The following is a 16,981-nucleotide window of genomic DNA, read 5'->3' on the forward strand; positions in this document are numbered from 1 at the left end:
GGGACGTCGATTCAAAACGGGGAGGTGTCTCTCCTACGACGACAGTCCAAGCGCGCTCGCCACGTCGAGGAGCCCTGCACCCTGTTCGGTTTCTGAAAGTCCGATATTTTCGGCGGTGCCACGGAGCTTCGAACGCGCCTCGGTGTTCGTGTAGCCAGCCGCCATCAGCTGTCCGGCGGCACCCGCCACATGTGGACAGGCCATTGACGTTCCGCTCAGGGTGTCGTATCCGCCACCATCGTATGTGGAGTAGATCTCCGCACCCGGTGCTGCGATCTCGATCTCGGGACCGGTCGAGGAAAACTCCGCGATGTTGTCCGCATCGTTTGTTGCGCTGACCGCCATCGCATCCGGCCCTGCTGCCGGATGGCTCACACAGTCGGTACACGGTCCGCTGTTGCCGGCGGCGGCAACGACGAAAACGCCGTTCGAGTGTGCGTAGGACACCGCGTCCGCGACAGCAGCGGACTGACTCCCACCGAGGCTCAGACTGGCCACGTCCCAGCCCTGGTCTGCGGTGTATTCGATGCCAGCTGCGATATCCGAGTACGATCCCGAACCGTAGAAGTTCAGCACTTTCACTGCGTGGAGCGTGGCGTTCGAGCTCACGCCAACCACGCCCTCGGTGTTGTCCACTGCGTTTGCGATCCCCGCACAGTGGGTGCCGTGTCCGTTGTCGTCGCCCCAGGGTTCAGCACAGCCCCACCAACAGCTCGCCACCGCGTGACCTGCACCCAGATTCGCCTGCAGATCCGGGTGTGTTGCATCGATGCCCGTGTCGATGATCGCAATATCAGCTCCGTCTCCGGTGTAGCCGTTGTCCTGTGCGATGTCTGCATCAACGCGATCGACGCCCCACGGCGTCGATTGAGCGATTGCGTGCATCTCGCCGTTCTGTTCTACATAACGAATGTCCGGGCGGTTTTGGATCCCGGAGAGTGCCTGTTTTGGCAGCTGGAGGGTCACTGCGTCGAACGCAAACTCTCGAACGGTCTTACTGGCCGCCGATTGTGCTGCACGTCGTCCACGCGCCGATTTGTAGCCGACGTTCACCTCAAGAGTTTTCTTGGTTTTTGCTGTCGTTACTGTGCTCGTCCCGACCAGTGCCGTCGTCGCGCCGATCGCCTTCAATAGTCGCCGTCGGGTTGGATTACCATTCCGCTCTCGCATACCCACATACACAATACAAGTACTATCATTAATTATTTTCTATTAATAACTAATAAAATATATTTTATTGCGTTAGTGATATTTATTGCTTCCTATTTTGTTGAAAATATCACTCTATAGAAGAACATTTATCCGACAATATGGATGTCGTTCACGCATTGTGAGATCGTCACATGGGGCGCACTGACTGACCATTTCCGAACCCATCGGGTAAGACAATTACCATATGATGGATAAGATGCTTCTACATGTCAGCGCTCATGCGATGGCTTCCAGTTACTCATCACTTTATTATACTCTGGTTACTGCGTCGCAGCGATAGCCCTTCGAGTCATCCCACTCATCTATCTCTCGTTGGTGGCACTGAGTGGATCTATGGCCACACTCAGCCAGCCAGCCATTGCGATGCTCTCGCGAGCACGAGAATCAGCCCCAGATCGGGCTGCACTCCGTGTGACTGGCTCGCCTGCGTCGCTGGCGAGTGCGCTACAGACGGTAGATGAAACGATTGCACACCGGCCCCCACCGATCTCCGTGCGGCCACAACACTTTCAGCGCAGTCAATTCTGCCGCCCGATCCCATTGATCCACCAGCTAACGAAGTCAACAGCAGAGCGGATCAAGAAACTGGATCAGTAGCTCAATCTGCCGCGGGCTCCCCGCTGGATCGGCGCGATCGGAGTCTAGACCGGAGTAACGCCACAAACGGTATGTGACTCCCATCGGGGTCAATCACCCGTCCGTTTACCAACCCGAGATACACCACCAGCGAGAGACCATAGACCACTGGAGCGATGAGAAGCTGATACAGCACGGTCGAAGAGAGCTCAATCCCAATGATCGGAACCAGACCAGTCTGTACTGCTTGCACCGCGTGGTACACCGGAAGGTGGACGAGATACACGCCACCTGCGTGTGTTCCAAGCCTCGGCAGGATCGTCCCTTTGCCCAGCTCTGGTGTGGCGAGGGCGAACGCAAAGATGAAAAACACCAGTGGTGCCGTCGACATCGTGAACTCCGTGAAGTAGATTTCCTGGCCAAAAACGAGTCCATTGGCGTGATAGGCGATCAGATACTGCTCGAGCAACTGCAACAGCAAAAAGACACAGATCCCACCGAGATAGCGCCGTCGGTTGGCCACAGTGGGCGAAAAATCCGATTTGCGAAGGTGAAACCCGAGCGCCACGTAGAAAAAGCCAAAGAACAGCGCATCCTGGGTCTGCAGCCCGATATCGAAGACCATCGGATAGTTGCGACTGATGATACCGACACAGTGGATGAGTGTTGCGACAAAAAGCACGTAGCGTTGTTTTCCAATCGCAACGAACGCCGAAACGAAACAGAGTGAATAGAGAAGTCCCAGAAGAAACCACAGGTGTATCGCGATGGAATCACCGTAGTAGAACAGTTCGAGGAGTGAACTCTGTCCGATCGGTTGGGCGAAGACCGTATTCCAGACTGGCTGACCGTGAACGACAGCAAGGAGTGCCGAGATGGTCAGTGCAAAGATGATTCCGAAACTGTACAGTGAACTCAGCTTTCGGACGGAGTATTTCGCATACTCCCGGACGGTATCGGGATCGACGCTTTTGGCGAAGAAATATCCAGAAGCGACAAAGAAAAACGGCACGTCGAACTGACCGATCGTATCCAGCAGGAAAAAGACGGTCGTGCCATACGAATCAAAGCCAAGAAACGGTGTAACGTGTGCAATGACAACAAAAAATATCGCGACGGCGCGAAGGCTATCGATACTATAGAGTCGGTTCGCCATTGGAGTTCCTTGCTCGGCCTAATATAATACCGTTATCAAAGTCAGCGATACCGTTCCAGCTACGGACCGTTCCATTTCGACGTTCTCAAAAATGGATTCGCAGGAGATTCATTTAGTCCACAAAAAACAAATCGTCGCATATGAGGACTCTCGAAGGAGCCGACGAGACAGCCTCTACAGTTTACAGTCGGTTGAGCTTGCGCAACAGTTGGCCTTCGTACTGCTCGTCGCTTCGCGTGCCTTTCAGTTCGAGCACGTTGCGTTCGAGTCGGTCGAGTGCCACCCGGAACGCAGAATCCGCACCGTAGCCCTCACCAGTGCCGGCCACGCTGCCACGGTTCGTCCGCAGGCGGATCTGACAGTTGATAAGTGGTGTTCCCCGGAGTTTCTCCTTGTGTTTCTGGAACCGGACGTGAGCGTGCTGAACGCTCATCCGCTGGTACTTCTCGGCGACCTGCTCGATGCTCTGGCGGATCTCCTCGCGGCTGAGCGTATCGAGCAGGGATATATTCGTGATCTGTACGTCGAGATACTCCTCCTCAGTGAACGTCAGCGCACGAAGCACGTCGGTCTTGGTCACCACTCCCTCAACAAACGATGAGTCGGCGGTCTCCGTGACGATGAGTCCACCGTAATCGAACTTGAGCATCCGTTCGACTGCCTCCTGAACGGATTCGCTCGCCGTGATCGTCTCAACCGGACTCGCCATCACGTCGTACACCGGGATATCGAGCACCCGTTCGCTGTCGCCTGCTCGGTCACCGTGCGTTGGTTTATCCATGTCACGAACAGCAACATCGATGATGTCGTGCGTGGTGACAATCCCGGTGAGCTGGTTGGTTTCGTTGACGACCGGCAGCCGAGAGATGCCGTTTTCTCGGAGAAGATTGATGACTCTCCCGATATTCGTGTCTTCAGTGACGGTCACCGGTGAATCGGAGTAGATCTGCTCGATTGTAAGCACGTCCAAATTGTCGAGAACAGCCTCTAAAATGCCGTTTGCGGTTACCATTCCCCAGAGATCGTCGTGTTCGAACACCGGTGCCACCTTCGTGCCACCCTCAACGAGCATGCGCGCAACATCACGAACGTCGCTCCCGCGATCGATCTTTGGCGCGGATTGCACGAGGGCTTGCACTTTCGTGCTGTCTTCGACGTGGGATTGTAACAGTAACTGCTCTGTTACGATGCCACGATAGCCACCGTCGTTCGTGACGATAACACCTTTCGGGTTGTCACGCTCGAAAATGGCACGAACCTTCGAGACAGTCTCCGAAGCGTCGACTTCGACCGTATCACGGGTCGCGATATCTGCGATGTCCATGGTGGCCTCCACAAACAGGTTCGGTGTGAACGACTATCAAAGTTGTCGCGAAACGTATTCCCGTGACGGGCCCGTGGTAGAACGGAGCTACTGAAAACCGTGATCGATGCCATCTTCTTCGATGACATCCTCGATATCCGACTCAAGGAGACGCTCTGCCTCTTCGAACGTGGTAGAGAGCTCGTCCAGTTGCTCCGGTCTGTCGTACTGATCGTATGCCATCGGTCCGTAGGCTGGTGAATCCAGCGCACCCATCACGTCTTCGAACAGCGCATCGGGCGTCGTCGGAGCCGAGGCATGGGTTTCGATCACCGTTTCGAGCTGTTCTGCGGTTCGTTCGGCCTCGCTCTCGTCCTCGATCGGACGCTGGACGCCGAATCGAGCGGTTGCGTCGGTCGGAAACAGTGGCTCGAGGTCGTCGTCAATCCGTCGTGCGACCTTTGAGCCAACGCCTTTCACTTCGAAGGGGTTTTTCGCGTACGTTTTTAGCTGAAACACACCCCGATCCGGATGGCCGAGATACAGATCTTCTCCGACGCCTCGTTTGCGATCACCGGCAACTGCGCGCCAGTCTTCGGGCGTGGCTGTAGATTCGACGACATCGGTCAGAATGTCCTGCCAATCACGAATACGCATTGACGTGACGTACGCAATCCCATTTAAAGAGCGTATCGGCTAGGGATGAACGCCGGCAACCAGCTCGGTGAGTGCACTGGCGGGATCATCGGCGAGTGCGACACCACTTGCCAACAGGACGCCTTCGCTGCCGAGTTCGCTGGCGGCGGCCACATCGTCACCCGAAGAGATGCCCGCACCGCAGAGGACGGCCACGCCATCGTCGATTGCTGTGGCACCAGCAACCGCATCGCGCACGATCTCTGGATCGGCCTGGCTCACTGGCGTGCCCGATCCAATCAACTCTGGTGGCTCGATGGCAACTGCCGTGGGCGAAAGCGCCGTAACCGCGCTGATCTGGGCGGGGTTGTTGGCACAGACGATCGTCTCAAGACCCGCTGCTTTGGCGCGATCGATCGCGCCATCGATCTCTGCGAGGGTGAGCCTGCGCTCTGAATGGTTGAGGAGCGTGCCTGTTGCCCCCGCAGTGGCGACCGACGCTGGCCGTACGTGGCCAGTGTGGCTTCCGGCGTCGATCGGATCAACGTGCTGAGCCCACGTTTCGACGCCGTGGTCGGCGACGGCTGCGATGTCGGTCGACTGGGGCGCAACGGCGAGTCGGGCGTCCGTGTCGTCGGCCACGTCACCGACGGCAGTCGCCACGGCAATCGGATCACAGTCGTACGCCTTCAGGTTAACGACGATGAACATATCGGAGCAGGGACGCCAGGAGGGAAATAGCTGGCCGTTCGCAACGGCTTACTTGTGTTGAGATGCGGAGGCCCCTTTCTGGACGGAGTGGCGAATCGAACGGAGTAGGGATGGGAGGAGCCGACACCACCACACGGAAGACCGTTTTCAGGCAGTCCTACCCTCCAACGTTTACGTAATATCACCAGCTTACGTGAGAGGTAGTGGAATACCGTCGTACTGCGTCAGCAAGCTCGACGTGGCTCAGGACGACGATGTGTCCCTCCACAAGACGATCGAGCAATTCAAACACTGCGCGAACACCGCGAGCGACTGGTGTTGGCATGGCGACGTTGACGAACCGCGTAGCGATTCGTTTGCCAACCAGAACCGCTGTGCAGTTCTGGTGACAATGAACGTGAGTGGAGACCTCCCTGCCTCGGTTAAGACATAGAATGGGAGTCCACGCGAAAGTCCTCCCCGCAACGAGCGAAGTCAGCAGACTGACCGAAGCAGAGAAGGGTTATTTGCGTTTGACGACGTCACCAAGCGTGTAGTTGCCGGTTGAGCCACCGCCTTCCCACTCGTTTTCCTCGGAGTCGCCCGATGCAGAGAGTGTGATGTCGAGTTTGCGCTCGAGTTTTTCCTGCACGTCATCGCTAGGAAGTACGTCGCCGTGTTCGAGTTTGCTGATCAGACTGGCTTTTTCGTTGAGCTGATCGGCGAGTTCTTCCTGTGAAAGCCCAGCCGACTCACGGGCAGATCGGATCCGGTCGTCGTAATCCTGAGCGACTTCGTCCATCTCGTCGAACATATCCGTCCGACGCGAGCGACTGCTCGACCCACTACTGCTCGACCCACTGGTCTTCGATGACGAGGAGTCACTCGATCCCGTCGAGTATTTCGTGGACGTGCTCGAGGAAGAGGTCGTCTGAACCTCCGTGCCGAAGTCCGTACAATCGTTACACACATCGATCTGTGCCCCTTCGATACGGACCGTCGTCAGGGACCCCACCTCCTTTCCACACATCTCACATTGAGGCATACCAGAATCTTTGCTACCGTTGGGTATAAATGGTACGCCGGGCGATCCGTGGGCGCGAGATATTCTCACTCCAATGCGACCAGGGCGTGGTAGAACCGCTGGAGCGCTGTGAGGTGTCCAACGACAGTCAACAGAATCAACAGCCAGCCGAACACGGTGAACCCAGCGATAGGGTCCGTGAGGACGGTCGTGAGGACGCCCCCAACACCGACGAGCGCAAGGCGGTCTGCACGACCGACAAGACCACCATAGACGCGGTCAAGTCCGACTGCTTGCGCCTGTGTTCCCAGATACGAGGTCATCAACACGCCAGTGACCGCCGTGAGCCCGAGCCAGTACTGCCCACAGCCCGCAGCAACGCCGACGATAACGAGAATGTCGGCGTATCGATCGATGACATGATCGATGAGATCGCCGGCAGGCGAGGTGGTGTTTCGCTCGCGAGCAATTGCTCCATCGAGGAGATCGAGCCAGCCGTTGGCGAACACCAACAGCGCACCAAGCAGCCCAAGCGCCGGTGTCGTAGCCACACCACTGAACGCCAGCGCGGCCCCTCCAGCAACGACGAGCGCAATGACACTGACGGCGTTGGGCGTCAGCCCAATCGATATCGAGGCTGCCACCAGTGGCGAAAGCAGTCGTTCGGTGATGGGGCGGAGCTGATCTAGGGTCATAGATACGAGGTGTAATCAACGGTGCCGACGCCCGGTTCGCGGTCGCCCGACAGGACGCGTTCGATCTCCGTGGCCACTTCTGATGGGGAAGTGTCGGTTGTTTCGATTTCATACACCGACGCAGGCCCGTGTCGCTCGACTGTTTCCGAGAGGATCACGTCGAGCGCTTCTGCCTCTGCGTTTTCGGCGCGTGAAGCGCGAGACTCGTCTCGCTCTTTCAATCGCTCAACCAGCGCTTCGGGCGCACAGCGCAACACAACGACGCAATCGGCCGCAAAGTGGTGTGCGAGATGGGATTCTACGATCGTCGGCGAGTGCTCATCGAGCCACGCTTCGATCGCCTCGAAATCTGCAATGTGGCTGTCGCGTTCGTCGTCAGTTTTCGTGTATAACGACTCGGATTCGATAACCTCATTGAGATGAACCACATCGTCGTCGAGCTGGGCAGTGGCAGTCGTCTTTCCCGTTCCAGGGGTGCCTGTTATCGCGAGTTTCATACGATGTCGTTGAGGACGTCTACGACGCGTTTCGTTTCTAGTTCTGTGCCACAGGTGATGCGCACACAATCTTCGAGTCCGAAGCTCGTACAATCGCGGATGATGACGCCCCGCTCTTTGCACTCCTGTGCGACCGCGCTTCCATCGCCGACGGCCGCAAGGACGAAGTTCCCCCCGCTCTCGAACGTCTGGGCTTCGAGGTGGTCGTGCATGTACGACCGAGACCAGCGGGCGAGATCGACGGTTCGTTCGACGTGACGCTGGTCGTCCAGCGCGGCAAGTCCTGCTCGACAGGCGAGCAAACTCGCGGCGAACGGCGTTGTCACCTTCGAGTAGGCATCCGCCCACCCTGCGGGCGCGACGAGATAGCCGAGCCGGAGCCCTGCCAGGCCGTGATCCTTCGAGAACGTTCGTAACACTGCGATGTCGTCGCGGCGTTCGAGCAACTCGATTGCGCTGGGAGCTTCGGTGAACGAAGCGTAGGCCTCATCGACGAGCAAGAGCGTTCGCTCGTCGGTTTGCTCTGCAATCGTAGAAAGCTCTGCGTGTGATAGTTCGCTCCCAGTCGGGTTGTGCGGTGAGGTGAGATAGATGATCCGCTCGCCGTCGTAGGCATCGAGCACGGTCGATGCAGTCTGTTCGAAATCCCGGTTGCGATCCAGACTGTAGGTAGCCACCGTTGCGTGGTGATAGCGAGCGCTCATCGGATAGTAAGCAAACCCCGGATCAGGTACCAGCACTCGATCTCCAGGGTCGATAAACGCACGAGCGAGATAATCGAGCGCGCCATCGCCGCCGTTGGCGAGCCAGATCTGCTCGAATTCCACGTTCCAGTGGCTGGCAATGGCCTCCCGTAGGTCGGTATGAGCGGCTTTGGGATAATCGTTGATCTCCGTGGCCCCCGCTTCGATCGCGTCGACGGCGGCCGGATTCGGGCCGAGCGGATTTTCATTTGAGGAGAGTGTGACCAGCTCATCGGGCGTGACCCCGAGCTCGCGAGCCACCTCCTCGATCCCCCGTCCAGCCCGATAGACGCTGTGTGAACTGAGATCCCGAGGCTGCATGAGTAGTATGTGAACGCTGCAGACGGTCGCTCTTAAACGTGCCCACACGAGTCGAAGGGAGCATTTCCCAATCCGCCAGGGTATCTATTCATCTCCTAACGTCGGGGTCGTACACCTGCGTGAGAACGATCGCGACACCGAGCGCGGCCAGACCAGCGCCGAACGCAAACGGCGTTACGTAGCCAAACCGAACCAACACCCCGGAGGAAAGTGGACCCAGCGCAGTCCCGAGACCGAAGGTCATCGTCAACAGTGAGAGCTGTGAGCCCGAGTGTCCTTCGAGCGCGAAATCGCCAGCAAGCGCAAGCGCCGGAGCAAACACCATCGCCCCAGCAATCCCCTGGAAGAATCTAGCACCGACCATCGCGAGTGAGGTCGTGATGTATCCCTGAACCAGCGTCGCAGGAACGAGCAACATCATTCCCAGGAGAATGAACGGGCGGCGACCGACGCGATCGCTCGCATATCCTATCGGCGTCTGTAACAGTACCTGCGCGACGACGAACGCGGCAAACTGGATACCAAACATCGCTGGGGTCTGCTGAAGCCGTCGGTTGACGTGGGGCTCGATCGTCGAGAGCAAGGCGATCGAGATGGCCATAAACAGAGAAACGATCGCCAACGCGAAGATTGGATCCAGCCGCGTCGGTCCATCCGAAAACACGTCCACGTGGAACTCCTCGGTGCTCGGAGACGTTTCTGGGCTGTCATCGACGAACACGGTAACCAGCACGAGACTGGCGAAAATAGCCATCCCAGCGACGGCAAACGCCAGGTGAAACCCATCAACCGTCAGTCCGCCGAGCCGAAACGTTCGGACGTGGATAATCGATCCAGAGACGATCGGTCCGAGGCCGAATCCGACGAGTCGAAACGTGTTGTAGACGCCCATGTTTCCGCCTCGATGGCCCGCGCCGGCGTACTCATCAATCAGCGCCACGGAGGCAGGGATCGTGAGTGCTGCCCCAATTCCCTGAAACGCCCGGATGACGAGTAAACTGGCGTAGCTGTTCGCAAATGAGTAGGCGAAGCTCGACAGACACAGCACCACTAATCCAGCCAGCACGAACAGCTTTCGTTTGCCGGCCCGATCGGATGCGCGCCCGGTAAATGGCTGACCGAAACTGTTCAAAAATCCGAACATCGACAGGATAACGCCAGTGAGCAGCGACTCGGAGAGGCCCAACGGCGGCGTTCCAAACCCCTGTGCGATGTACACTGGCAACACGACGATCAGAAACGAATTGCCGAACGAATCCACCATCCGTGCGAGTGCAAGCGAGAATACGGATCGGTTGACGCCGAGAGAGAGCATCTATCATCTCACCCATCGGGAAGGAGACTGCCGGCTCGGAATTTGTCTCAGCACAGGACAGATCTGTCGCACAATTGTCTCGTTCGTGCCAACCAGTCTCGAGAACATCGACTGCGAACCGATACACCAGCTGTGACCAAGAAAGTTCGTTCCGGAGGAGTCTCGTTACGTTGGCGGCGAAATGACAGTCTCCGACGACGCAAACAGCTCGACGGCACTCTCGTGGCGCGAGGTCCGTTCTGAACCATTCTCGAGAAGCACGGTTTCGGACGGAAACAGCTGCTCACCGATCGTGAGACCGTTTTCGCGCGCGGTCGAGCCAGAAACGGTAAGATACACTCCCAGCCCGGTGTTCGCAATTGCCCGCTCTTCATCGAGCCCGTGATCAGGATAACAAAACTCGACAGACTGCGTGGCGGTCGTTCCGAGCACGGCTCGGACGAGGCGTTCGTAGCGTGGGTCTATGCACAGAGAGCCGTCATACTTCTCGACAAACGATCGCGTGGGGGTCTGTGCACCGACCGTCTCTGTCGTTCCAAGCAGTGTGTGATACACTGTATCACCGAGTCCATTCACGACGCGCACGTCAGTGTCGTGTGGATCGATCCGTCCGTTAATGGCGTTTACATCCCGCAGCGGCTCGGCATCGAGTGTTACCACCTCCTCGAGAACCAGATCAGCGCTGTCGAATCCCAGGGCGAACTCGTGCTTTCGTAACGCACGAAACGGCTCTTCTCGACCGATGAGCTGGAGGTCGAATCCGTCCATCGGAATTGTCACCGAGTCAAAAACAATACGGCGCGGAAGGCCATCGCGGGCGTCCCGACAGAGGGTGTACTCCGGTGCGGTTGGATCGGTTGCATTGCTGTGGGCAGCCAGTCGGTCGTACACCGACCGATCGGACGCACTCGTTCCTTTGGTGATTGCCTTTTCCCGGTCGAGCGTCTCGATGATCCGCTCTGCTACAGACCAGTCGGTTCGCGTCTCACGCAGTCGCCGGAGGACGGCGTACAACGGCCGTCCCTTGCGCGGCACCGCAACCCGAATCGTCGTCATTGTTCACAGTGAGTCCATCGAGTGGTATAACCCGTCCGATCGTGTCATGTTCTTTCTTCCCAACTGGAAGTCACTGCCAGTGTAGCGCAACCAGTTCCGTCTCGCCGGAGTCGACCATCACAGGAACGAACAGACGCTCATTCCCGACGGTCACCGCTGGGCCGATCCGACGGCCAAGCTTGTGTGTCCAGTTGCGAACGTCAAATCGCAGCCCTGCAACGTTTGTCCCACCGTCTGCGTCGAGTGCAACCAGCGTTGGCCCCGCTCCCAACAACAGCGTCGAGCCGACCAGAAGTGGTGCAGCCTCGATGGTGTGATCGAAGGTTTCTTTCCAGGTGGTCGTGCCCGAGTCGGTCGTAATCGCCCGCACTTGCTGGTCCGAAACGGCGTATATCGACCCGTTGCCAACGACCATCCCGTCGGATTGGAGCGCCGTCTGGTAGGATTTCCACTGTTGTGCCCCCGTGACAGGATCGAGTGCATAGCAGACCGACTCCGTATCGACGACAAACACGTTTCGGGTGGTGATCACCGGCGGAACGTCACAGCCACCAGAAAGCGACGTTCGCCACAGTCCGGAGCCGTCCGTGGTGAACCCGTACACTTCACCAGCGTTCGTCGTGGCGACGAGATACTCAGATGCCACGCCGAGTGCAGCTGTGACAGGACCGAACACGGACCGCTGCCAGTCGATCGTTCCGTCGGTAGTTTCGATCGAGACGATCCGTTCGGTATCCGTTCCAGTCAGCAGTTTGTGGCCGTCGTTCGTTACCGTTGGTCCGGCCGTCACCTGGCCAATCTCTGCCCTGTCGATCGACCATCGGCGATCGCCGGTGTGACGATCAAGCGCAACGATCGCAGCGTCTCCACCTGCAACTCCCACATACACCGAGTTGCCATGGACGGCTGGCGGAGTGACAGTGCCCGAAACGGCATACTGCCATTGTTTGTGCCCGGTTTCTACTTCGAGCGCGAGCAGACCGTCCGCCTGTGGCACGAACACCGTTTTTCCCGCCACGATCGGCTCTCGAACGTCAGTTCCAATCGATTGTCGCCAGTCAACGGTCGGCCGAGGAACGGACGCTGTCGCCGCAACTGCTCTTGTGTTGGCCGTATCGTATCCGACGGTCGGCCACTGCTGGTCGGCCGAGATCGGCTGGGCTCCAGCGGCGTTCGACGGCGAATCTGCGCCGAGACAGCCTGCGAGCACCCCGCTGGCACACGCCGCCAAAAAGTGACGACGAGAGAAGTCGGATTCAGACATCTACTGTGACCTACTCTGGACGCCCGGTATAAATTCCTCTTTACTCAGGATGGTCCGGTCGTACTGACGGACGCTCCGCTATGGGAACAAAGCTGGCCGCAACAACCGACTCAATCAGGGCTGGGTGGACTGTTCGTCGCGATTCATGGATCGAACACGGACTGCATCCGCTCTCTGAAGCTGGCCAGATCATCGAGCTCGGCACGGATCTGATCGAGCTCCTCCTCCGTTGCCGTGGAGTTGTCCATCCGACGGACACGAGACTGCAAACGGGAGATATCCGACGACGCCGTGTCGAAATCGGACTCTAACGTGCCCAGGTCGTCCGAAAGCGAATCGACATACTCCTGAATTGAATCGACATCGCCCGTAAGCGACCGAACGTCACCCTCGACCGTTTCGACCGTCGTCGAGAGTTCGTTCGTTTGTGTCTCAAGGGAGTTCACGCGCGGACTGAGATCGTCGAGCTCCTTGCGAAAGTCCGAGAGGATAACCTGCGCCTCGCCGTTCTCGTCGAGAAAGCCTTCCAGTGCGTCGGTGTACGCGCGCAGATCGCCAACGTCTGCCTGCAGCCGTCGAATACGCGCGTCCATGCTGCTGTCGCTTTTGGTGTTAGAAGATCGCTGTGATCGATCCGACTGGCGACGGTCGACACCCAAACTCTCACGAAGGGTCTGGAGCGTCTGGCTGTCGACACGACCGCTTCTGATCTCTTCGGCAAGCGACTCGGCGACGGATTCGGTGTGGCCACGGGCCGGCTGTGACTCTTCAGTACGGCGACGCCCTGGCCGGACGCTCGGTACACCACGGTCGTTGACACCACCACGATTGCCAGTGCCTGTCTGGCGACCGCGCCCGTCATCGCTCTCTCCTGCAATCACGTCGCGAACGTGCTGGCCGCTGTTTTCACCCAGGATGTCTGTCGCCGGATCAAGGATCTCAATCTCCGGTTCAACAAGGAACTGATCGGCCGTATCCACGTAGATATGTCGGAGGCCATACACTGTGATGTACTCCTCGTTCGGATCGAACGGCCGCTTGAATACCGCGCTGTTCTCTTTGACGGTCCAGTGTTCACCACCGTATTCGGGGTGTAACCCGATGTGATCGGAGTTGACCTCGTCCGGAAGCGTATCGTGCATACGGAGCGTGATCGGATCGTCGCGCTTCGAGCTGATGGTAAAAGCGATAGCTGGTACCGGAAATTCATCCGGCTCGAAGCGTTTTTCGACTGTTACACCGGCTGCCTCGGCGATAACAGTCTCTGACTCTGCAGTACGCATGTTACTCTAACGCTACAGCTCACGGCGCATAAATCTAGTCCGTTGACTTTCTCAAGTAAATTTCACACAATATATGTGGTCAAGGAATAGATGCCGAATCTCCAATTCTAGCGATATCGATGTGTTTAGGGTATCGTAAAGATTGTTTGTGATCGAAAAGTGCCGTCGGGTCTGCCCGGAGTCCACGCCACATATCCCAGTGAGTTGGCAATAATCTGTCAATTTTGAGCTGTTCGGCAGCTCGTAGGATCTCATTTTCATCGTTGTACCATTTCGTTCTCTGAGGTTCGCTAGTATTTTTGTCAGGAATGTAGCCGATCGAACCAAACGCGATCGCGCCGAGATCCAGATCGAACTCATTGCCGATCGTTTCGAATGCGTCGCCAGGGCGTGCATCGCCGGCGTGGAAAAAGGTGTGCCCTGCGTGTTCGATGACATAGGAGACTGGGTGTGTGGCGTCAGGATCGTTGGCAGGTCTGACGTGTACAGTGATTTCACCGATTTCGAACGAGTCTCTTTCAGCAACAGTGACGAACGTTTCCTCTGGGAGGTCGTACGTCTCTGCCCAGCCGTTTTCGATACAGACGGCCACGCTGTCGTCTGGACCGTAAAATCTGGCATCAGTTGCGGCGAGGATCGGTCCCTGGCTCGGCCCATCAACGTGGTCAGTGTGCTCGTGTGTGGCCAAAATCCCATCGCACTGTGTGACATCCGTCGGATCGAACGGAACCGGGATCATTCGAACGGTCCGTGGAGGACTGCCATTCCCCGTGTACGGATCGATTGCGACCGTCGTTCCATCGCTTGCTTTCACGAAAAACCCATTGCAGCCGAGATACCAGACGGTGAGTCCTTCCGGCCTCGTCGATTCGATCTCACGCAAGAGCCAGTCGCCCCAGTCGCTGTGAGTCATACTGGCTCTCTCGTGAGCGTACCTAAAAAACATCGGCCCTTCTTACCCGGGCGCTCTGCGTTCCGGTTGGCACGCAAGACCGGAGAGCTTGTAAACATCACCAGAGCTGCTCTGCAGTTCTGATTAGCAACCAGAAATCGAAGAATTCTGGTGACATCACCGAGCGAAGCTCGTTAGCAGCCAGACACAAAGCGTCTGGCGACACAGCCTGGAGTCTACCGTCATGATCTGTCCTGTGGATTCACACCACAGAAACAGGTGGAAAATTGCAAACCGTAATATCCCAATCTAACGATGCCGTGGGATTTCTCGGCATGAATGCAGAGGAGAAAGTCAAGCGTCGTGAGATGGCCGTTTTTCTCCCCGCAATCGATAGCTATCGATGCTCTCGGGATGGATATCGATCCCGATGCCACTGTGGCCCGGAACGATCGAGTGACGGGTCGTACTCGACGCACCGTACCGGAGCGAGACCGTTATCGTGTAGGTCTCAGCTCGCTCGAACACGCCCCGCCACGTTAGATCGCCTCCCCGTACGATGCTTCGTTGTGCGGTGAGCACCGCCTCGTCGGCCTCGTCAACAACCTTGACGTGGACCTGCCGTTCCATCAGATCGAAGTTCGTGATCCGAAGGTCAGGTACGATTCGGGTGATTGGCGACCGAGTCCGTGCCCGGCAGCCATCGTGACTCATATCCGTACGCTCGAACCCATCCGTCAATAGGCTTCTGGCCATTTTGACATTCAATTAATACAAACGAGAGTAGACAGTTGACTCCAGGAGACGGCGTTGCCCACGAATACATGAATAATATTTCATATCCAATAATGATAAAATAGATCAAACATTCGACTACTGACAACTCACTGTCCGCTACGGGATCATTCTCGATAAATCTATGCTCCGGAAAAATGTAAGTAATACTAAATTCATATTTTTGTTGGTGGAAGATGTTAACGAATGCATGCCGGTTGACGAGAACGAGCGGACGACGACATCGGAGGGGGGACAGACCCGCGTCGCAGAGATGGAGAAAACGTCGATTACAGAGAGCGGGACACCACGGGAAGAACTCGTTGCGATCCTGACGGACGGCGTCGTTGGGGCGGCAGGGGGACTCGTGGGGACGGCACTCATGACAGTCGCCCTGTTGATTGGTAACGCGCTTGGCGGATTCGATCTCGGCAGTTTTGCAGTTCTGGCAGAACTGATCGACCTCGATGCGATTGTTCCTGCGGGGCCTGCGGGTTTTTTCATCTTTCTTGGCGGCGGGATGACCACGTGGCCGCTGTTGTTTGCGGCCGTTGAGCAGTATCTACCGGGATCGTCCATGCGATTGCGCGGAATCCCATACGGGACGGTCCTCTGGACGGGGTTCGTACTCGCGTTCTACGAGGGATACACCGGAACGGCTCTCGTTGTCTATCTCGTCTCTACGCTCGTTGGGCACTGGCTCTACGGATTCGGGCTCGGCTCGGTGTTCGATTATTTTTCGAAGCGGCCGGATACGCTGGTGTAAATTCCATTCATTCGATCACTCAGACCGCTCGTTCGTCGAAAATCACCTGACAGGAGCTTACTAACAAGATTTATGCGTGTATGGTAATAGAGCTGTATCTATGAATCGCCGTCATTTCTTGACGACGTTCGGAGCCATGTGCCTCGTCGGAACGACGGGGTGTCTTGGCGGCGATAATTCCCCGCCTCCACGGAAATCGAACGTAATCACGAACATTTCGCCCTCCACAGAGACGCTTCGTATTGAGTTCCCGGACAACCCCTGGGTCATTTCTCGATACTCGAACGGTAATGACGTTGGCCCAGTTGGGGTTGTCGCCGCAAAAGGTGGTGGCGGCGCCGGGGGCCGAGGATTCACCGGACGGACTGGAGGATCACATTCGAATGCACCGAAGACGACCCACGGCCGCATCTGGTATTTCGGTGGTGGTTACACCGACGACTGGTACGAAGACCACGACGATGAAACCACGAAATATCCCGTCGAGATCAAGACGGTTGGCGTCCGATACTACGGCAACGACGACCAGTTCGAAGACCTTTCTCCTGGTCCAGGACCCGTAACCTGGGATGAAACGATGTCAAAATCCAGCAAGAACGCTACCTACGATCTCCCCTTGCCGGGCTGGTATCGAATCGGGACACACATCTATGGGACGAAATCCGGTCACGATTTCGGCTGGGAATGTGTCGATTGCAAACTCAAAGAGTCCAACGGTGGGCTCACTGTTGATGAGGAGTGGAAAGTGTCACCACGTATCTGATCAGTTGGTGGCGAC

General features: G+C 57.2%; 18 protein-coding genes and 1 pseudogene. 4 read left to right on the plus strand and 15 right to left on the minus strand.

Features of this window, described 5'->3' with window-relative positions; all coding sequences use genetic code 11:
* Positions 1-33 precede the first annotated feature (33 nt).
* A complete protein-coding gene (locus JXQ78_RS03125; RefSeq protein ID WP_330632022.1) occupies positions 34-1,170 on the minus strand; it encodes a S8 family peptidase in 1,137 nt (378 codons plus the stop codon).
* A 375-nt stretch (positions 1,171-1,545) separates the two neighbouring features.
* Here JXQ78_RS03125 and JXQ78_RS03130 point away from each other — a divergent pair, with 375 nt between their 5' ends.
* A complete protein-coding gene (locus JXQ78_RS03130) occupies positions 1,546-1,809 on the plus strand; it encodes a hypothetical protein (RefSeq protein WP_330632023.1) in 264 nt (87 codons plus the stop codon).
* A 1-nt stretch (position 1,810) separates the two neighbouring features.
* On the opposite strand, the gene JXQ78_RS03135 is transcribed toward JXQ78_RS03130, so the two are convergent.
* The 4 genes from JXQ78_RS03135 to tpiA form a co-directional block, all read right to left on the minus strand.
* Positions 1,811-2,944: an acyltransferase gene (locus JXQ78_RS03135; protein ID WP_330632024.1), complete on the minus strand. Its 1,134-nt coding sequence runs from the start codon at positions 2,942-2,944 to the stop codon at positions 1,811-1,813.
* Positions 2,945-3,125: 181 nt separating this feature from the next.
* Positions 3,126-4,268, minus strand: coding sequence for a CBS domain-containing protein (locus JXQ78_RS03140; RefSeq protein WP_330632025.1), 1,143 nt, complete (start codon positions 4,266-4,268; stop codon positions 3,126-3,128).
* An 87-nt stretch (positions 4,269-4,355) separates the two neighbouring features.
* Complete coding sequence (locus tag JXQ78_RS03145; protein WP_330632026.1) at positions 4,356-4,904, minus strand: hypothetical protein; 549 nt, start codon at positions 4,902-4,904, stop codon at positions 4,356-4,358.
* A gap of 39 nt (positions 4,905-4,943) precedes the next feature.
* Positions 4,944-5,594 (minus strand): triose-phosphate isomerase, encoded by a 651-nt coding sequence (gene tpiA / locus JXQ78_RS03150; protein ID WP_330632027.1) that lies wholly within the window; start codon positions 5,592-5,594, stop codon positions 4,944-4,946.
* 203 nt (positions 5,595-5,797) lie between these two features.
* On the opposite strand from tpiA, the pseudogene JXQ78_RS03155 reads away from it, so the two are divergent.
* Positions 5,798-5,925 (plus strand): annotated as a pseudogene (locus JXQ78_RS03155) (RNA-guided endonuclease TnpB family protein); the annotation flags it as partial.
* 171 nt (positions 5,926-6,096) lie between these two features.
* Here the strand turns inward: JXQ78_RS03155 and JXQ78_RS03160 are convergent.
* The 10 genes from JXQ78_RS03160 to JXQ78_RS03205 form a co-directional block, all read right to left on the minus strand.
* Positions 6,097-6,618, minus strand: a complete 522-nt coding sequence (locus JXQ78_RS03160; RefSeq protein ID WP_330632028.1) for a multiprotein bridging factor aMBF1 — start codon at positions 6,616-6,618, stop codon at positions 6,097-6,099.
* 65 nt (positions 6,619-6,683) lie between these two features.
* A complete protein-coding gene (locus JXQ78_RS03165; RefSeq protein WP_330632029.1) occupies positions 6,684-7,292 on the minus strand; it encodes a CDP-alcohol phosphatidyltransferase family protein in 609 nt (202 codons plus the stop codon).
* The gene (locus JXQ78_RS03170; RefSeq protein WP_330632030.1) at positions 7,289-7,789 is read right to left on the minus strand and encodes an adenylate kinase family protein; all 501 of its coding nucleotides are present in this window, start codon (positions 7,787-7,789) and stop codon (positions 7,289-7,291) included. The genes JXQ78_RS03165 and JXQ78_RS03170 overlap by 4 nt, the downstream gene beginning before the upstream one ends.
* The gene (hisC, locus tag JXQ78_RS03175; protein ID WP_330632031.1) at positions 7,786-8,853 is read right to left on the minus strand and encodes a histidinol-phosphate transaminase; all 1,068 of its coding nucleotides are present in this window, start codon (positions 8,851-8,853) and stop codon (positions 7,786-7,788) included. Before hisC ends, JXQ78_RS03170 begins: the two co-directional genes overlap by 4 nt.
* Positions 8,854-8,941: 88 nt before the next feature.
* A complete protein-coding gene (locus tag JXQ78_RS03180) occupies positions 8,942-10,168 on the minus strand; it encodes an MFS transporter (RefSeq protein WP_330632032.1) in 1,227 nt (408 codons plus the stop codon).
* A 165-nt stretch (positions 10,169-10,333) separates the two neighbouring features.
* The gene (locus tag JXQ78_RS03185) at positions 10,334-11,224 is read right to left on the minus strand and encodes a hypothetical protein (protein ID WP_330632033.1); all 891 of its coding nucleotides are present in this window, start codon (positions 11,222-11,224) and stop codon (positions 10,334-10,336) included.
* 70 nt (positions 11,225-11,294) lie between these two features.
* Positions 11,295-12,488: an outer membrane protein assembly factor BamB family protein gene (locus JXQ78_RS03190; protein WP_330632034.1), complete on the minus strand. Its 1,194-nt coding sequence runs from the start codon at positions 12,486-12,488 to the stop codon at positions 11,295-11,297.
* 143 nt (positions 12,489-12,631) lie between these two features.
* Positions 12,632-13,771, minus strand: a complete 1,140-nt coding sequence (locus JXQ78_RS03195; RefSeq protein WP_330632035.1) for a hypothetical protein — start codon at positions 13,769-13,771, stop codon at positions 12,632-12,634.
* A gap of 79 nt (positions 13,772-13,850) precedes the next feature.
* Positions 13,851-14,684 carry an MBL fold metallo-hydrolase gene (locus tag JXQ78_RS03200; protein ID WP_330632036.1) on the minus strand — a complete coding sequence of 278 codons (834 nt, stop codon included), beginning with the start codon at positions 14,682-14,684 and terminating at the stop codon, positions 13,851-13,853.
* A 333-nt stretch (positions 14,685-15,017) separates the two neighbouring features.
* A complete protein-coding gene (locus JXQ78_RS03205) occupies positions 15,018-15,377 on the minus strand; it encodes a hypothetical protein (RefSeq protein WP_330632037.1) in 360 nt (119 codons plus the stop codon).
* A gap of 271 nt (positions 15,378-15,648) precedes the next feature.
* Here JXQ78_RS03205 and JXQ78_RS03210 point away from each other — a divergent pair, with 271 nt between their 5' ends.
* Together JXQ78_RS03210 and JXQ78_RS03215 are read left to right on the plus strand one after the other, a co-directional pair.
* Positions 15,649-16,203, plus strand: a complete 555-nt coding sequence (locus JXQ78_RS03210) for a DUF6789 family protein (protein ID WP_330632038.1) — start codon at positions 15,649-15,651, stop codon at positions 16,201-16,203.
* A gap of 100 nt (positions 16,204-16,303) precedes the next feature.
* Positions 16,304-16,966 (plus strand): hypothetical protein, encoded by a 663-nt coding sequence (locus JXQ78_RS03215; protein ID WP_330632039.1) that lies wholly within the window; start codon positions 16,304-16,306, stop codon positions 16,964-16,966.
* Positions 16,967-16,981 lie beyond the last annotated feature (15 nt).

This window comes from Halocatena halophila (assembly GCA_027563145.1).
Classification (GTDB): Archaea; Halobacteriota; Halobacteria; order Halobacteriales; family Haloarculaceae; genus Halocatena; species Halocatena halophila.

What these genes read in the sequence shown, in the direction of transcription:
- JXQ78_RS03215 (WP_330632039.1), top strand. Translation starts at nt 16,304, where the DNA reads ATGAATCGCCGTCATTTCTTGACGACGTTCGGAGCCATGTGCCTCGTC.
- JXQ78_RS03135 (WP_330632024.1), bottom strand. Translation starts at nt 2,944, where the DNA reads ATGGCGAACCGACTCTATAGTATCGATAGCCTTCGCGCCGTCGCGATA.
- JXQ78_RS03205 (WP_330632037.1), bottom strand. Translation starts at nt 15,377, where the DNA reads ATGAGTCACGATGGCTGCCGGGCACGGACTCGGTCGCCAATCACCCGA.
- JXQ78_RS03190 (WP_330632034.1), bottom strand. Translation starts at nt 12,488, where the DNA reads ATGTCTGAATCCGACTTCTCTCGTCGTCACTTTTTGGCGGCGTGTGCC.
- JXQ78_RS03125 (WP_330632022.1), bottom strand. Translation starts at nt 1,170, where the DNA reads ATGCGAGAGCGGAATGGTAATCCAACCCGACGGCGACTATTGAAGGCG.
- JXQ78_RS03210 (WP_330632038.1), top strand. Translation starts at nt 15,649, where the DNA reads ATGCCGGTTGACGAGAACGAGCGGACGACGACATCGGAGGGGGGACAG.
- JXQ78_RS03185 (WP_330632033.1), bottom strand. Translation starts at nt 11,224, where the DNA reads ATGACGACGATTCGGGTTGCGGTGCCGCGCAAGGGACGGCCGTTGTAC.
- JXQ78_RS03145 (WP_330632026.1), bottom strand. Translation starts at nt 4,904, where the DNA reads ATGCGTATTCGTGATTGGCAGGACATTCTGACCGATGTCGTCGAATCT.
- JXQ78_RS03195 (WP_330632035.1), bottom strand. Translation starts at nt 13,771, where the DNA reads ATGCGTACTGCAGAGTCAGAGACTGTTATCGCCGAGGCAGCCGGTGTA.
- JXQ78_RS03200 (WP_330632036.1), bottom strand. Translation starts at nt 14,684, where the DNA reads ATGACTCACAGCGACTGGGGCGACTGGCTCTTGCGTGAGATCGAATCG.
- JXQ78_RS03160 (WP_330632028.1), bottom strand. Translation starts at nt 6,618, where the DNA reads ATGCCTCAATGTGAGATGTGTGGAAAGGAGGTGGGGTCCCTGACGACG.
- hisC (WP_330632031.1), bottom strand. Translation starts at nt 8,853, where the DNA reads ATGCAGCCTCGGGATCTCAGTTCACACAGCGTCTATCGGGCTGGACGG.
- JXQ78_RS03165 (WP_330632029.1), bottom strand. Translation starts at nt 7,292, where the DNA reads ATGACCCTAGATCAGCTCCGCCCCATCACCGAACGACTGCTTTCGCCA.
- JXQ78_RS03170 (WP_330632030.1), bottom strand. Translation starts at nt 7,789, where the DNA reads ATGAAACTCGCGATAACAGGCACCCCTGGAACGGGAAAGACGACTGCC.
- JXQ78_RS03140 (WP_330632025.1), bottom strand. Translation starts at nt 4,268, where the DNA reads ATGGACATCGCAGATATCGCGACCCGTGATACGGTCGAAGTCGACGCT.
- tpiA (WP_330632027.1), bottom strand. Translation starts at nt 5,594, where the DNA reads ATGTTCATCGTCGTTAACCTGAAGGCGTACGACTGTGATCCGATTGCC.
- JXQ78_RS03180 (WP_330632032.1), bottom strand. Translation starts at nt 10,168, where the DNA reads ATGCTCTCTCTCGGCGTCAACCGATCCGTATTCTCGCTTGCACTCGCA.
- JXQ78_RS03130 (WP_330632023.1), top strand. Translation starts at nt 1,546, where the DNA reads ATGGCCACACTCAGCCAGCCAGCCATTGCGATGCTCTCGCGAGCACGA.